Source organism: Paenibacillus physcomitrellae (genome assembly GCF_002240225.1).
Lineage (GTDB): Bacteria > Bacillota > Bacilli > Paenibacillales > Paenibacillaceae > Fontibacillus > Fontibacillus physcomitrellae.
The window spans coordinates 3,295,771-3,309,808 of record NZ_CP022584.1 but is presented as its reverse complement, the minus strand read 5'-3'; the positions used below and the strand labels follow the sequence as shown (position 1 = coordinate 3,309,808).

Annotated in this window: 11 protein-coding genes and 1 pseudogene; 7 read left to right on the top strand and 5 right to left on the bottom strand. The window is 51.0% G+C overall.

From position 1 onward, the window contains the following. Positions 1-3: 3 nt before the first annotated feature. From CBE73_RS14995 to CBE73_RS14975, 5 genes are all read left to right on the top strand, one after another. Positions 4-816, top strand: a complete 813-nt coding sequence (locus CBE73_RS14995) for an ABC transporter ATP-binding protein (protein WP_094094891.1) — start codon at positions 4-6, stop codon at positions 814-816. A gap of 18 nt (positions 817-834) precedes the next feature. Then, positions 835-1,704, top strand: a complete 870-nt coding sequence (locus CBE73_RS14990; RefSeq protein ID WP_094094890.1) for an ABC transporter permease — start codon at positions 835-837, stop codon at positions 1,702-1,704. 52 nt (positions 1,705-1,756) lie between these two features. Next, positions 1,757-2,797 (top strand): ABC transporter substrate-binding protein, encoded by a 1,041-nt coding sequence (locus tag CBE73_RS14985; RefSeq protein WP_094094889.1) that lies wholly within the window; start codon positions 1,757-1,759, stop codon positions 2,795-2,797. Between the two features lie 30 nt (positions 2,798-2,827). After that, positions 2,828-3,580 carry an isochorismatase family protein gene (locus CBE73_RS14980; protein WP_094094888.1) on the top strand — a complete coding sequence of 251 codons (753 nt, stop codon included), beginning with the start codon at positions 2,828-2,830 and terminating at the stop codon, positions 3,578-3,580. Positions 3,581-3,681: 101 nt separating this feature from the next. Then, positions 3,682-5,025 (top strand): MFS transporter, encoded by a 1,344-nt coding sequence (locus CBE73_RS14975; protein WP_094094887.1) that lies wholly within the window; start codon positions 3,682-3,684, stop codon positions 5,023-5,025. A 134-nt stretch (positions 5,026-5,159) separates the two neighbouring features. Here the strand turns inward: CBE73_RS14975 and CBE73_RS14970 are convergent, their stop codons facing one another. Further along, positions 5,160-7,832, bottom strand: coding sequence for a right-handed parallel beta-helix repeat-containing protein (locus CBE73_RS14970; protein ID WP_094094886.1), 2,673 nt, complete (start codon positions 7,830-7,832; stop codon positions 5,160-5,162). A gap of 271 nt (positions 7,833-8,103) precedes the next feature. Between CBE73_RS14970 and CBE73_RS14965 the strand changes: the two are divergent. After that, positions 8,104-8,490: pseudogene (locus CBE73_RS14965) on the top strand (DUF2798 domain-containing protein). 12 nt (positions 8,491-8,502) lie between these two features. Here the strand turns inward: CBE73_RS14965 and CBE73_RS14960 are convergent. The 3 genes from CBE73_RS14960 to CBE73_RS14950 all read right to left on the bottom strand — a co-directional run bounded on the left by CBE73_RS14960 (position 8,503) and on the right by CBE73_RS14950 (position 11,566). Next, positions 8,503-9,756: a sensor histidine kinase gene (locus tag CBE73_RS14960; protein ID WP_094094885.1), complete on the bottom strand. Its 1,254-nt coding sequence runs from the start codon at positions 9,754-9,756 to the stop codon at positions 8,503-8,505. A 273-nt stretch (positions 9,757-10,029) separates the two neighbouring features. After that, positions 10,030-10,641 carry a TetR/AcrR family transcriptional regulator gene (locus CBE73_RS14955; protein ID WP_244905495.1) on the bottom strand — a complete coding sequence of 204 codons (612 nt, stop codon included), beginning with the start codon at positions 10,639-10,641 and terminating at the stop codon, positions 10,030-10,032. A gap of 175 nt (positions 10,642-10,816) precedes the next feature. Then, a complete protein-coding gene (locus tag CBE73_RS14950; RefSeq protein ID WP_094094883.1) occupies positions 10,817-11,566 on the bottom strand; it encodes an SDR family NAD(P)-dependent oxidoreductase in 750 nt (249 codons plus the stop codon). Between the two features lie 426 nt (positions 11,567-11,992). On the opposite strand from CBE73_RS14950, the gene CBE73_RS14945 reads away from it, so the two are divergent. Next, positions 11,993-12,766 (top strand): SDR family NAD(P)-dependent oxidoreductase, encoded by a 774-nt coding sequence (locus tag CBE73_RS14945; protein ID WP_094094882.1) that lies wholly within the window; start codon positions 11,993-11,995, stop codon positions 12,764-12,766. A gap of 116 nt (positions 12,767-12,882) precedes the next feature. Here CBE73_RS14945 and CBE73_RS14940 read toward each other — a convergent pair whose 3' ends face one another. After that, positions 12,883-13,926, bottom strand: coding sequence for a threonine aldolase family protein (locus tag CBE73_RS14940; protein ID WP_094094881.1), 1,044 nt, complete (start codon positions 13,924-13,926; stop codon positions 12,883-12,885). Positions 13,927-14,038 lie beyond the last annotated feature (112 nt).

Here is a 14,038-nt window from a genome sequence, read left to right as displayed (position 1 = left end):
GAGATGGCTCTATATAAGATGGAATTAGAAAATGTAGCCAAAACCTATAAGGCGGCTGACGGCACAACCGTAAAAGCACTTGGACCTGTTGAGATGCGGATTCCCAATCATCGTTTTATCAGCATTGTTGGACCGAGCGGCTGCGGCAAATCCACGCTGTTCAACATCATTTCCGGTCTGGTGGAAACCTCGGAGGGTGCTATCTATGTTAACGGAAATCGTGTGGATGGGCTTACCGGAATTACCGGTTACATGCTGCAGAAAGACCTTCTTCTCCCCTGGAGAACTATTTTGGATAACGTGATCCTTGGGCTGGAAATTCAGAAGATGCCCAGAAGAGAAGCCAAGAACAAAGCACTTCCACTTCTGCACAAATACGGATTAAAAGGTTTCGAACATCATTACCCGGCTCAGCTGTCGGGTGGCATGCGCCAGCGGGCAGCCCTGCTGCGAACCATCCTGTATGATCGCGACATCATTCTTCTTGATGAACCCTTCGGTGCTTTGGATGCCCAAACCCGCTCCATGATGCAGGAATGGCTGCTTGACCTTTGGGATGATTTTCAAAAAACAATCCTTTTTGTCACGCATGACATGGAGGAAGCCATTTACCTATCCGACGAGGTTTACATCATGACCTCCAGACCTGGCACCATCAAACGCTATCTGACTATTGACCTGCCTCGCCCCCGCAAACCACAGATTATTACCTCGGCTAAATTTATCGAGCTTAAGGAGGAAGCGCTCCGAACGCTTTCAGAGGAAACGATGAAAGCTTATCAGCTGGAGACAGCTGCGCAGACGACCCATTCATAAACAAAGGAGTGATCAAACATGCAAAGCGATGGGGAAGTGCTTGACAACAGCGGGAAACTGGGACAAATCGGGCACATTGCGCCCCCTCGCCCCAGATCGACCGCTTTAAAATCGGAAATGGTGACCCCCAAACCCTGGATCGTCAATGTGGGCCGAATCGCCTTGTTCCTGTTGATTTTATTGCTTTGGGAGCTTGGGGCGAGAACCGGGCTGATCAACTCTTTCTTCTGGAGTCAGCCGGTTGAAATTGCCCGAACCTGGTGGTCGGGGGTCCAGTCCGGAGCCGTCTGGTCCGACACGCTTTATACTTTCCGTTCAACGATTCTCGGCTTTTTCCTCGGGACAGCCGGAGGCACGCTGCTTGGCTTGTCCTTCTGGTGGTCCAAATATTACGCGCGAATCTTTGAGCCGTTCATCATTATGTTTGAGGCTATGCCCAAGCTGGCACTCGCTCCTATCATTGTGCTGGTATTCGGCATCGGCATTGGTTCCAAAATTGCCATGGGTTTCGCAATCACCGTGGTAATCACTACGCTTACGACCTATAATGGCGTCCGCAGCGTGGATAAAGACCTAGTCCGCATGGTTTATTCACTGGGAGCCTCCCGGTTCCAGGTCTTCTCCAAAGTCATCGTTCCTACGGCGATTCCAGCCATGATCTCCGCACTGCGGATCAATATTGGCTTGGCGCTCACCGGCGCCATTGTCGGGGAGTATATCGGCTCTGAGCAGGGGCTCGGCCGCATGATCTTCTACGCGGGGCAAACTTATGAAATCAGTCTTATTTGGGCTAATATCTTTAATTTATCTATCCTCTCCATGCTGCTGTACGTGCTTGTGGGGAGATTGGAAGTCTTTTTGCTAAAGGGATTTACGCATCAAAAATAATAAATAAAGAAGCCATTCTACCTGAAAAAGTTGGAGAGAGGAGGCAGCAGCTATGTTCAAAATCAGTTCCAGGTCACGTTTGGCCCTGTTCCTGGCCCTTACCCTGCTCATTGCTTTGTTATCGGGATGTGGAGGTGCCAAGCCGAATGAGACAACAGCCGAGGCAGCCGGTGCGGAGGGACAGTCTAAAACCGGGCAAACCAAAGAAATTACGATTGCCGAACCTGTCCACAGCACCGGTTATCTCCCCCTCTACATTGCGATCCACAAAGGGTTCTTCGACGGCCTGAACGTTAAAGCCGTGACGCTCTCCGGCGGAAGTGCTCATACCAATGCCGTCTTGACCGATCAGGCTTTCGGGTTCATTGGCGGCCCTGAGCATAATGCCTTTGCCGAAGTCAAAGGGGCGAACCTCCGGGCTATTGTCAACATCGTGAACCGCGGAAATGTCTATCTCGTGGCCCGTTCTGATCTGCAGCCCAGTCAAGATATAGCCGCCTTTATGAAAGGCAAAACGGTAGCTGTCTCTCAGTACGGAGGAACACCAAATTCGATCATCCGCTATCTTGCCAAAGAATGGAGCCTGGAGCTGGGCAAGGATCTCACTTTGAAAGAAGTAGACAACGGAGCAATCCCTGCGGTTATCCAGCAGAAGCAGGCCGAAGTTGCTGTTGTCAGCGAACCCGTTCTGACACAGGGCATCCAGGAGGGAATCTGGGGTGAACCGTTCTACAATGTTCCCCAGGAGCTTGGGCCATACGCTTACTCCACGATCAACATTAAAGAGGACAATATCACCAAAGATCCGGATACGGTACAGAAATTCGTCGAAGGCATTCAGAAAGGCCTAGAATTCCTGAGAGACAACAAGGAAGAAAGCATGGAGATTGCCAAGGAAGAATTCCCTACGATGAAACCTGATCTGCTGGAAGCCACCATCGACCGCTCTTACAAAGATCAGCTGTGGGAATATACCGGCCAAATTACCGAGGAATCCGTCAAAAATGCTTTGGCGGTCGTCCAGGCCGCCGGCCTGCTGAAAGACGATACGATCGGGTACGACGATATTATCGACACCCGTTTCGTCAAATAAATCATCATTTAATTTAAGGAGGATGAACGAATGAAAGTCTGGGATAACTTCTTAACAGATCGCGACAAGCTGGTATTTGGAAGCGCAGGATATGACGTGAAGGGTGGATTTGGCAAGCGGCCGGCTGTGCTGGTCGTGGATGTCAACTATGCCTTCTGCGGGCATATCAAAGAGCCGATTCTCGATTCTGTACAGACCTGGCGCAACAGCTGCGGGGAAGATGCCTGGGAAGCGATCCCTTACATTCAGAAGCTGCTGGGAGCTGCACGGGAGCAGCGGGTTCCCATTTTCTATTCCACCGGAATTGACCGCCGCTCCGACGGCTTTGATGCAGGAGGCTGGAGACGCAAGAACAGCCGTTCCGGAGAAAAGAAAGGCATTCCTGGATTTGGCGGCAACGAAATTGTCCGCGAAATCGCGCCACAGTCCAGTGATATTGTCATCGAAAAGCTGAAGCCGTCTCCGTTTCACGGGACACCTCTACTTGGCTTCCTTACCGATCTCGGGATCGATACCCTGCTCATCTGCGGCACAACAACAAGCGGATGCGTCAGAGCCAGCGTCATCGACGCCTTCTCTTATAATTTCAACGTCGGCATCGTTGAGGAATGTACGTTTGACCGCGGCCAGGCCTCCCATGCGATCAATCTGTTTGATATGAACGCCAAGTATGCCGATGTCATCAAGACAGAGGAGGCCGTCAGCTACTTACTGCAAACCGAACAAGGCCTGCACGATCATAAAATCGCATTCCCAGCAGACAGCAGCAATGTCACCGTGTAAGGGAACGCAGCCAAGGAATCGAGCAAAAACGGAGTCCCGGTCCCCTGGGAGCTCCGTTTTTCTTTGGGTTTATCCCACTTTGAAGCCAAGGAGGCACGACCATGACCGCTCCCCCACCTTCCCTTCCATCCTCCAGCCGCTATAACCCCATCTGGATTTCGTTATCCTGCGGCTTATACTGGTTCGCTTTCTCACTGACCAGACCGATCATCTCCCTCTATGCCGCTTCGCTGGGCATGAAGGGTTTTGCCGTCGGCCTTGTCCTTGCGATTTACGCCTTCCTGCCGCTTCTCGCCGCCATTCCCGGCGGTTTCATCGCAGACAAATTGGGCAGGACGGTCGTGCTGCGGGCTGGTTCCGTCTTAATGCTGACGAGCGGTCTGCTGTACTTTGCTTCCTCGTGGTTCTCGTGGGGCCCCTGGCTGCTCGGGCTAGCCCAGCTGCTGGCCGGATTGGGGCAAATGGCCGTCTGGCTGGCCGTTCAGGTTCTGATTACCGAAGGGCCGAAGCAGAGCCATGAAAGCCAGTTCGCCACCTTCTCCCTCTACATGGCCATCGGACAAATGATCGCGCCGATTGTCTCCGGTTTCTTGTCGGAGCATTACGGCTACTCCATGGTTTTTGCCGGATACGCGCTGAGCAGTCTGCTACTGATCGGCACCTCCTGGCAGTGCAAAGAGATTGACACAACTTCTCAGACAGGGCAAAGCAAATCTTGCTCCTCTTCAGAAGCCGACGAGCTTTTGCCGAACATTATAAACCGGCAAAGCCCATCTCGCGAAGCTCGTTTGTCCTCGTCCTCCCCACTTAGCGGAGTGCTAAGCAAGTGTCTAAGCCTTTTGCAAAATCGCCATTTTGCCGTCATTCTGCTTACAACCTTCATTTCCTTGTTTATTGTCGACGTTCGTACCGCTTACCTACCCATTCATTTGGAAACCCTGAGCATTACGAACACCAAGGTCGGGCTGATTGTCTCGGTCGGCGCTCTGTCTGCGTTATTTGTCCGTCCGATTTATCCGTGGCTTATCCGTAAAATCCATTTCCGCTGGCTGCTGATTTCAACCTACGCTGTCTCCCTGCTCCTGCTGTTTGTTACACCGCTGATCACGAACTTCTACTTGATGGCCGGATTAGTTTTCTTTACAGGCCTTGCTCTCGGCATCAATCAGCCCATGACCCTATCCATGATCGCCCAGTCCACCCAATCCGATGAACGGGGCGTTGGAATCGGACTCCGGCTGATGTCCAATCGGGCGGCCCAGTTAATGGATCCGCTGCTGTTCGGCCTGTTCACCGGCTTCGCGAGTCTGCGGACCTCCTTTTGGCTGGTAGGAGGGGTACTTCTTCTCTGCTGTTTGTTTACCATCCACCTGTACCTATCTACCGAAAGAACACCAAAAGGCAGACCTCGGCCGGCGCAGGTGCTGCGGGAGAAGCAGCTTTGACTGAAGTCTTTATAGTAGCAGCCAGTATCAAGACCAATTAAAAACGGACTCTCAGGGGGGTTCCCTCAAGAGTCCGTTTTTCCGTTTATTTATTCAGCCTGTGTAACCTGTTGTTTATCTTTTGCTCCAAGCTATTACCAGCTATTCCCCGTACCTGAAACCGTAAAATTCGGAGAGTCGTTCTTCAGTAGTCCGGAAGGCGCTCCTCCGCTTACCGTATTGTTCGTGAAGATTGAAGCGCCCGAAGCCGATCCTCGGATGTATACTCCGTAAGTGCCAGCATTCAAAATGGTATTAGAAGCATACTGGATTGAAATGCCGGGTGCCGGCTCCTCCACAAAAATGCCGGAATAGGTGCTGTCCTGAATCGTATTGCCGGATACGGTCACGGACAGATTCTGGGCTTTTCCGTTGTTATTAACCCAATAAGCCCAAATGGCGCCTATCTGATACCCGTAATCCCGATGCATCGAACCTGTCCGCAGCAGCTTATTGTTCTGAATGGTCAGCGTTCCGGTCAGAGACGGCGGATTAAAGTTCGTGCCAAAGGAAATCCCCGAGCCGCTCAGCACGGTATCCGTCACAAGGTTGCCGATAATCTGGTTGTCCTTCCCCCCATAAACGGCAATATTATTGGCCAAGGTTGGAAGCTGTACGGTGTTATAGCTGAACGTGTTGTTTGTATCCAAATAGGTATCGGACCACATGGCCATGCCATCGTCTCCGCTGTTGCGAATCGAGTTATTGGTCACCGTTGTGTTGGAGGTGCCATAGTGAAGGTTCAGGCCGTCCGCCCAGACATCCCGGATTCGGTTGTTCGAGACGGACGCTCCACTCGTTTGATTGGTCAGCCAAATCCCAACTTTGGTATGTTCGATCCACAGATGGGTCAGTGTTGCATTTGTGCCGTTCCCTTCAATGCCCGAGACGCCGTTGTAATCATCCCGGATGATATCGTTCGCGCTAATTTTGAAATCCGACAAGGTGACATTGCCGCCCCGCAAATAAAATCCCGCATAATTGCCCGAAAGCGTGGAGTACCAAATGCCTGCACCTTTGACGGATATGCCGCTATCCAGGTAGAGCCGGGTTCCTGTACCGTCATAGCCCGCTCCTTTGGTGCCGTTGTTCAGTGTAAAAGTGCCTGCCGGAATCCAGACGCCTTTCAGCGTTCCGCCGGAATTCTTGACGGCATTGACGGCACTGTTGAAGGCAGCCGTGTCATCTGCGCCGTCATTGGCAGAAGCGCCGTACTCGGTAATGGACACGTAGTTTGAAGGCATCGTTAACGGTGCCGGAACAGCCTCTGCCTCCAGCAGGTCGATGGCCACGTATGCCGCCGATCCGAAATTCAGGTTCGAAGAGTTCCGCTGCAGCTTGATTACGGTGCCCGCCGGGTAGGATCGATCCAGCAGAACCGAAACTTCGTCATACATGTGGTGCGGCGTGGTAGAAACGGCGTTTGGATTGTTGGACCATCTGATTTGTCCGCCTTCCGTATTCCATTCCCCATAATTCCAGGTATATCTGGACGTCAGGTTCACGTCTTTGTACAAAGTACCTCCAATATACAGGCTGATAGCCGAATCGATGCCCGTACCGGCGGCATTATCCGGAATGGCATAGCGGATGGTTAAGCCTTGAGCTGCTTTAGCCAGCGTGAATTGCACATATTGTCCGGCAGAGGTCAGCTTGACCGCTTTCCGGCCAGATGCCTCTGATGCCAGGTCCCCCGCCATAGTAGACGGGCCGATGACAGTACCTGTGTAAGACACGTCTTCGGCTTCAAAGGTGTCATAAGGCATGGTCGCTCCGTAAGTGCCTGGGGACGGTGTTGGTGTTGGTGTTGGTGTTGGTGTTGGCGAAGGACTAGGAGACGGACTAGGCGCGGCCGAACCCGTATTATAAATCTCAAACTCTGCTGCCTGGCCGCCGGTTGCCCCCGTGTTAGCCGTAAAGCTCACTCTTACATACCGGACAGCCGCAGCCGTCAAAGAAACTTGAACCGTATTATTGGAAACCGGGTCAAACGTATAAGCTTTGGAGGCCGCAAGCGTGCTGTAGGTTGAATTGTTGGTGCTGCCAAGTATGGAGAACGTCTGGCTTCTCGCCCCCCATGAGGGCGGCAGCTTGAGTACGGCCGTATCCACATTTTGCACACTTCCCAGATCAACGGTCAGCGTGTTCGGATAACTGCTCGCTGCCCCCTCATAATAAGTGGAGCTGTTACCGTCTACCGCATTGGCTGCTGAGAAGCCGGGGTAATTATTGTTTGCCGTAACGGATTTACCGAAAGCCAGGTTGGTTCCCAGCGAAGCGCTGAGCGATAAATGGTCCAAATTCACATTGCCTGTATCGGAAGTGTCAAATTTGTAGGCAAGCGTGTTACTGCCCGCATTCAACTGAACCATTTCCGATTGTGTGCCCCACGCATTCCAATCCGCAGTAGCCGGCAGCGAGATTTGTTTAAGTTTGGCTCCGTTAAGGTAGAGACTGAGTGTTTTGGCCGAGCCGGTGCCGTTGGCATACCGGAGCTCAGCTGTATAATCCCCCGCTTGGGAAACGCTTACAGAAAAGGTGGTGGAAGCACTGCCTTTGTTGCCATCGGTGTACCCGCCCACAAAACCGCTTCCCGTATAACCTGTATGGTCGCCGGCTTGAGCAGCGCCGCCGGACAACACAGCCAATTCGGCTTCATAAACTGCGGATGCCGCAAAGGCAGACGGGGAAAAATGCGCCTGCATAGCGATTAACGACAGAGTAAGAAAATAAACGATCAACTTGTGCAGAGTGAATCTCTTTAACATGGGATGCCTCCTTCTTAATGGGGATCTGACCCTGACCATGAAGTGGGGAATTGAAACCTCCATCGTCTATTTGGGCAGTTTCATCATAAGCCGGATTTCCGGGCATTATCTGGACTTTTACATGCGAAATCCGGACTTTCAGCCGCTTTAAGCTCCGCCTACCCAAAAGCAACGTTCAACAAGTCGACACAAAACGTTCACTTATGTGAGCCTTTTTTCATCGCCTATAATGAGCAGGCAAACCCACCTCAAACTGAAAGGATGAAGCGATTTGCCTGCAACAAAAAGAGAGAATTTCTACTTTGGATTTATGATGTGTCTAGGAATGGTCGTGGCGATGACCTTTTATAATCTGCTGGCCCCCTCGCCCATTTAGTTGTATCTAAATTACCCTTTAATAAATCCAAAAGGCTTTATTTCTTACTAGTGATGTCCACCTGTATGGTCATTGGCATGGCTTCAAGCATGTCTCTGTTTGGCACCCTGATAGCCCGGTTAAACGGATAGCCCTGATATGCCTTTTCTTCACAGCTATTTAACGACTTTGGGCCGAAACCTCATATTTGCCTATCCGCTGCAGCTGTTCCTGATGGGTCCTTTGGTACGGTTTGTGTTTACCCGTTTTGTCAAAACAAAAGGCGGCCGGGCGGCCGCCTGAGTTTGAACTGTGTCACGAAGGCATCGGCTCGGCTGGAATGGTCAGCAGGAAGGTTGTGCCGTGGCCCTTCTCGCTCTGAACCTCAATACTCCCTTTCAGCTTGTGAATGGTGCTGTACACCATCAGCATGCCAAGGCCTGTCCCTTCCGCTTTCGTGGAATAATACGGCTTGCCGAGGCGTGAGATTTCCTCCTTGGTCATGCCAACCCCGTTATCGCGGATACGGATCAGGATGTCTTGTTTCCTGCCCAAAATATCGATGCTCAGAACGCCGCCTTCTCTGCCTTTCATAGCTTCAATGGCGTTCTTGTACAGATTGATCAGGCACTGCTGCACCTGGTTGCGGTCATAGTTCGTCTTCAGCGTGTTGTTGAAACGGAATTGCACCTCCACCTCGTTGATCGAGGCGTAGGGCATGATGATGCTTCTGGTGTATTCCAGCTCCTCCTGCATATTGGAATAGACCATATTGGCCGACTGCGGTTTGGCAAAGGATAGGAAATCGCTGACGATTTGTTCGGCACGCTGGAGCTCCTGGAGCGACAGATCGATGAACTCTTTTTCCCGCGCGGAAAGGTTGGTCGACTGGTTCAAGAGCTGCAGAAAGCCGCTCGTAACAGTTAACGGATTTCGGATCTCATGCGACACACTGGCCGCCAGCTCGCTGACCACATTGAGATGTTCGGTCTGGATCATCCGGTCGCGTTTTCTGATATTGGCTAGAATTCGTTCGATTAGAATCATAATGACTGCCGTCATGATCGAATAGGTGGCCAGCGCGTTAAGCGTAAGAATCCAGAACTGCCGGTCCGTGTGTCCGAGCACAAAGATCAGGCTGATCAAATAGCAGGCCATCGTCAGGACAGAAACAGCCGAAGCGGCCAAAATCCGTTTCCTGGAGGGCAAAAGAATGAACCTCTTGCTGTAAAGCGGTACCAGCAGCAGAACAAACGTCGAGAACAGGAAAGAGGGGAGAACCCCTTCCCCGCCCACATAAAATCGGGAGATATTTAAAATGGCATACAGCGGAAGCACATTGGCATAACCTCCGAATAAGGCCACAAGAATAAACGGAATATATCTTAAATCAAAGGTAAAGCCGGTCTCAAGCCGGATAGGCAGAATCATGCATAGACTCATCGTTACCGAAGGCAGCAGAACCAGAAACCAGCGGTTAAACGAATGCGGTCTGTTCTCGAAAAAGAGCAGGTAGACCACCACAGGAACCAGCAGAAACAGAAAATTCAGTAGCAAAGCTTCAAACAAGGTGCCATCTTCCTTTCGACCATTGGTGTGGAGACCAGAGTCTATGTGCGTTTTGCTTAGGTCTATACTATAGAACTTTACGATACCTGGATATGGCAAGTAAAGTTAAACTTATTCAAAATTTGTCATGTATTTCACTTAGTATAAAAACATCCGCAAAGGACCCCAAGCATCCATGCAACGGACAAAAAAGAAGCCTCGGAGCGAACTCCGAAGCTTCTTTTGGCTTATGTGAAAAAATGAGGCAGACTTGTGATAGTTCTAGTAAAAAGATCAGACGACAAAGGATTGAATATGGGCAAGTATAGAATCCAACCCGACTTCAAGCGCAAGCGTGTCCTTGCGTACCTGTGTAAGAAGAAGTCCTCCCTGAAGGGTAGTCAGCAGCGCCAGCGCTAGTGCATTCGGATCTGCTTCTGCCCTCAGTTCGCCACGCTCATGCATCGCTTTAAGTCCCCGGCCAATCGCCTGCTCCCATTCCAGGAATCCTGCAGCCACCTCTATACGGGCCGTCGGTTCTGTATCTGCGAGTTCACTGCCCAACGAACCGATGGGACAGCCCCCTTGGCATTTTCTCTCAATCTGAAGCTGAATAATGGCATCCCGCCAGGTCCGAAGGGCTTCCATACTATCTAAATGGCTCAACAGAGGTTCCTGCGCCTGCAGGACACGTTCGGTTTGAAGCACAATAACAGCCAGCACAAGCTCCCGTTTCTCTTTGAAATAATGGTAAAGTTGAGAAGCGCTGACTTTAGCCAACTTCTGCACATCTTCCACGGTAGTTCCTGCAACGCCCCGTTCAAACATCAGATCGGCAGCGGCTGCAACGATACGGTCACGTGTTTGTTTTCCTTTTTTGGTTAATCGTTGTTCTTGTACTCTCACATCCATCACCTTTCTCCATACCGTACTATAACAAAAATGGAGTTGTCAGTCCACAATGCAGCTCCGGATACGGCTGCAAGCGTTGGGTTATACAATCCATTTGAATGTTAAGTACGAACAGCAGAAGATCAAGCGACAAGAGACAAGCAGTCTTCCATTCCCATTCTCGTTCTCGTTAAACCGCTGTCCGCCCTCCGTCGACGGCCAGGCGTGCACCCTGAATGAAGCTGGCGCGCTCTGTAGCAAGGAATACGATTGCCTCTGCGATCTCTTCCGCAGAGGCCGGACGGCCCGCTGGTGCCTGAGCCGCAAGCTGATCGAGCGCTTCTCCCATTCCCTCTGTACCCGCTGTTCGGGTAGGTCCAGGACTGACCGTATTCACACGTACACCGCTCGGTCCATACTCGGCTGCCCAAGCTTGGGTCAGCAAGTTGATCGCCGCCTTGCTTGATCCATACAAGCTCATTCCAGAAACCCCGTAATCGGCGACCATTGTAGATACGTTCACAATAGACCCGTTTCCTTTCTCAGCCATCAATGGCGCGAGCTCCCCAACCAAGAAATAAGGGACTTTAACATTTAATGCATAGACATTGTCAAAGTCTTCTTCCGTTGCCTCATGCGTTGCTCCGAAAGGAAAAATCCCGGCATTATTGATGAGAATATCAACGTGGCCTCCACCAAGCTCCAGCGCACGTTGTGCAAGACTGCGAGCACTGGACGCATCACGAAGATCCGTGCTTACAAAATCTGCTTTCCCTCCTGCTGCACGTATTTCCGCAACGGTTTGTTCACCACGCTGGGCATTCCTGCCTGTTACAACTACGTGAACGCCAAGTGCAGCCAGTTTGTCAGAGGTTGCTCGGCCAATCCCGCTTGTCCCCCCTGTAATTAATGCCGTATACCCGGATAAGTTTGTATTCATTCGATTTTACCCCTCTCTTTTTTTGGATTGTTCAATCCATTTTAGGTAGCGGGAACATCATATTCGATCGTTTTTGGATTGTCAACTCCAAAAACGATCGAGAAATTGCAATTTTAATTCTCTTTCGAGAAAGCTTCATTAATGGCGTAGAAAATAAAAATTGATTCTTTTTTGGAGTTGACGATCCAAAAAGTGTTTGATAAGCTTGGCTTGCTAAATGGAGTGAGCACTACATAAAAAATAGGGGGGGCTGCTGTGAACCTGCTAAAAGGTTTCGCGATCAACAGTCCGCATCATTGATGAAGGTAACGGCTATGGTCTGGCACTGGAAGGCATCAGCGCCGCAGATGTTGCTCGTTCCATGGCAAATCAGGCATAAACAGCTTCGCAGATCCAATAAAAAGATTAATGTGGAGGAATGTTACTATGACACACGTAAGCTTTGATTTAAGCGGAAAAGTCGCTGTCGTCACCGGCGGTGGACGAGGGATAGGACTTTCTATAGCAGAGGGACTGGCCCAAGCAGGAGCAGATGTTGCCCTGATTGCTCGTACGGAAGCTGAAGTAGTGAACGCTGCCAATCAAATTCATCAGGCTACAGGGCGGCGCACAGTTGGAATTTCCTGTGATATTAATGACAAGAACTCCATTGATTCGGCTGTGCGTCAAATTTTGGACCAGTTCGGGCAAATCGATATCCTCGTTAATAACGCTGGCACAACTGTGCGTCAAACCGTGTTCGACTTGACCGAGGAGGAGTGGGATTTTGTTGTGGATACCAACTTCAAATCTGTTTTTCTTATGTCCAAAGCTGTCGGCAAACATATGGTCGAACGTCAAAGCGGGAGAATCGTCAATATCGCATCTGTCGCTTCTGAATTGACTCTATCTTTCTCCTCCGCTTATGGACCAAGTAAAGCAGCAGTCGTGCATTTGACCAGACAACTAGCCAATGAATGGGCGAAATCCGGTGTCACCGTAAATGCAATTAGTCCATGGTTTATTCGAACTTCCCTTAATGCAGCTAATCTTGATAATCCCGATTTCAAAAATAAAATTGAACAGCGGACGCCGATGGGAAGGTATGGACGGTTGGAGGAAGTTATCGCTCCGGTTCTATTCTTTTGCTCCGAGCATGCGAGCTATGTAACAGGCCAAAATCTCTTTGTTGACGGGGGCGCTACGCACCACGGGGTCTAATCCCGGGTTTCTTCTCCATTTCAGGAGTCTGGTTAACCCTACAGCAAGCAGAATATGCATAAGCTGACAACGGACGCCGTTACTAAACCGGCGTCCGTTGCTTATTATTATTGGTCCTATTTCAAATGCAGCCGCTTGATCTCCCCGATCAGCCCGGTTACATGCTCCTCCTTGGTCGCCCAGCTGGTGCAAAAGCGCACAACGGTGTGGTGTTTGTCCGCCTTCTCCCAGGTTGAGAACGTATAGTTCTCTTTGAGTCCTTCCAGCAGGCGGTCCGGCAAAATCGGAAACTGCTGATTCGTAGTCGAAGCATATTTGAAAGAGTACCCCAGCTCGGCGATCGCCTGCTGAATCTTGGCCGCCATCTCCACCGCATGTTTGGATATTTCGAGGTACAGACCGTCTTCAAATAACGTCTCAAACTGAATGCCCAGCATCCGGCCCTTGGCCAGCATGCCGCCTCTTTGTTTGATATAGTAGCGGAAATCCTTGCCCAGCGCCTCATTCACGATAACCACCGCTTCGCCCATCATCGCCCCGACCTTGGTTCCGCCAATGTAAAATACATCGCACAGCCCGGCCAGATCGGCAAGCGTGACATCATTGTCCGCAGCAGCAAGCGCGTAACCCAGGCGGGCTCCGTCTATGAAGAGCGGCAGGCCGCATTCCCGGCTCACCTGATAGAGAGCTTCCAGCTCGGCTTTGCTGTAAATTGTGCCGTTCTCTGTAGACTGAGAGATATAAACCATGCCCGGCTGGACAACATGCTCATGCGTCGGGTCGTTCCAATGGGCTTCGTATACTTCTTTGACCTGTGCGGCCGTGATTTTGCCGTCCTCGCTCGGTACGGTCAGCACTTTATGGCCTGTCGCCTCGATCGCCCCTGTCTCGTGGCCGGCGATATGGCCGGTTTCCGCGGCAATTACACCTTGATGCGGACGTAAAATCGATGCGATCACCGTCGTATTCGTCTGCGTGCCACCCACCAGGAAATGCACGTCCGCATGCGGCGCTTCACAGGCCGTACGAATGTACTCTCGCGCCCGCTCGCAGTGCTCGTCCGTTCCGTACCCGCTCGTCTGCTCCTCATTGGTCTCCAGCAATCTCTGTAAAATACGCGCATGTGCGCCTTCCGTATAGTCACATTCAAATCGGATTATGATGTATGCCTCCCGTTTAACTGTTTAATCCTACGGCTTCTATTATACGATACGGCGGCAGACGGAGAATCGGATTTTTTGTGCTACAATAAATTCAACAAACATCTGTTCT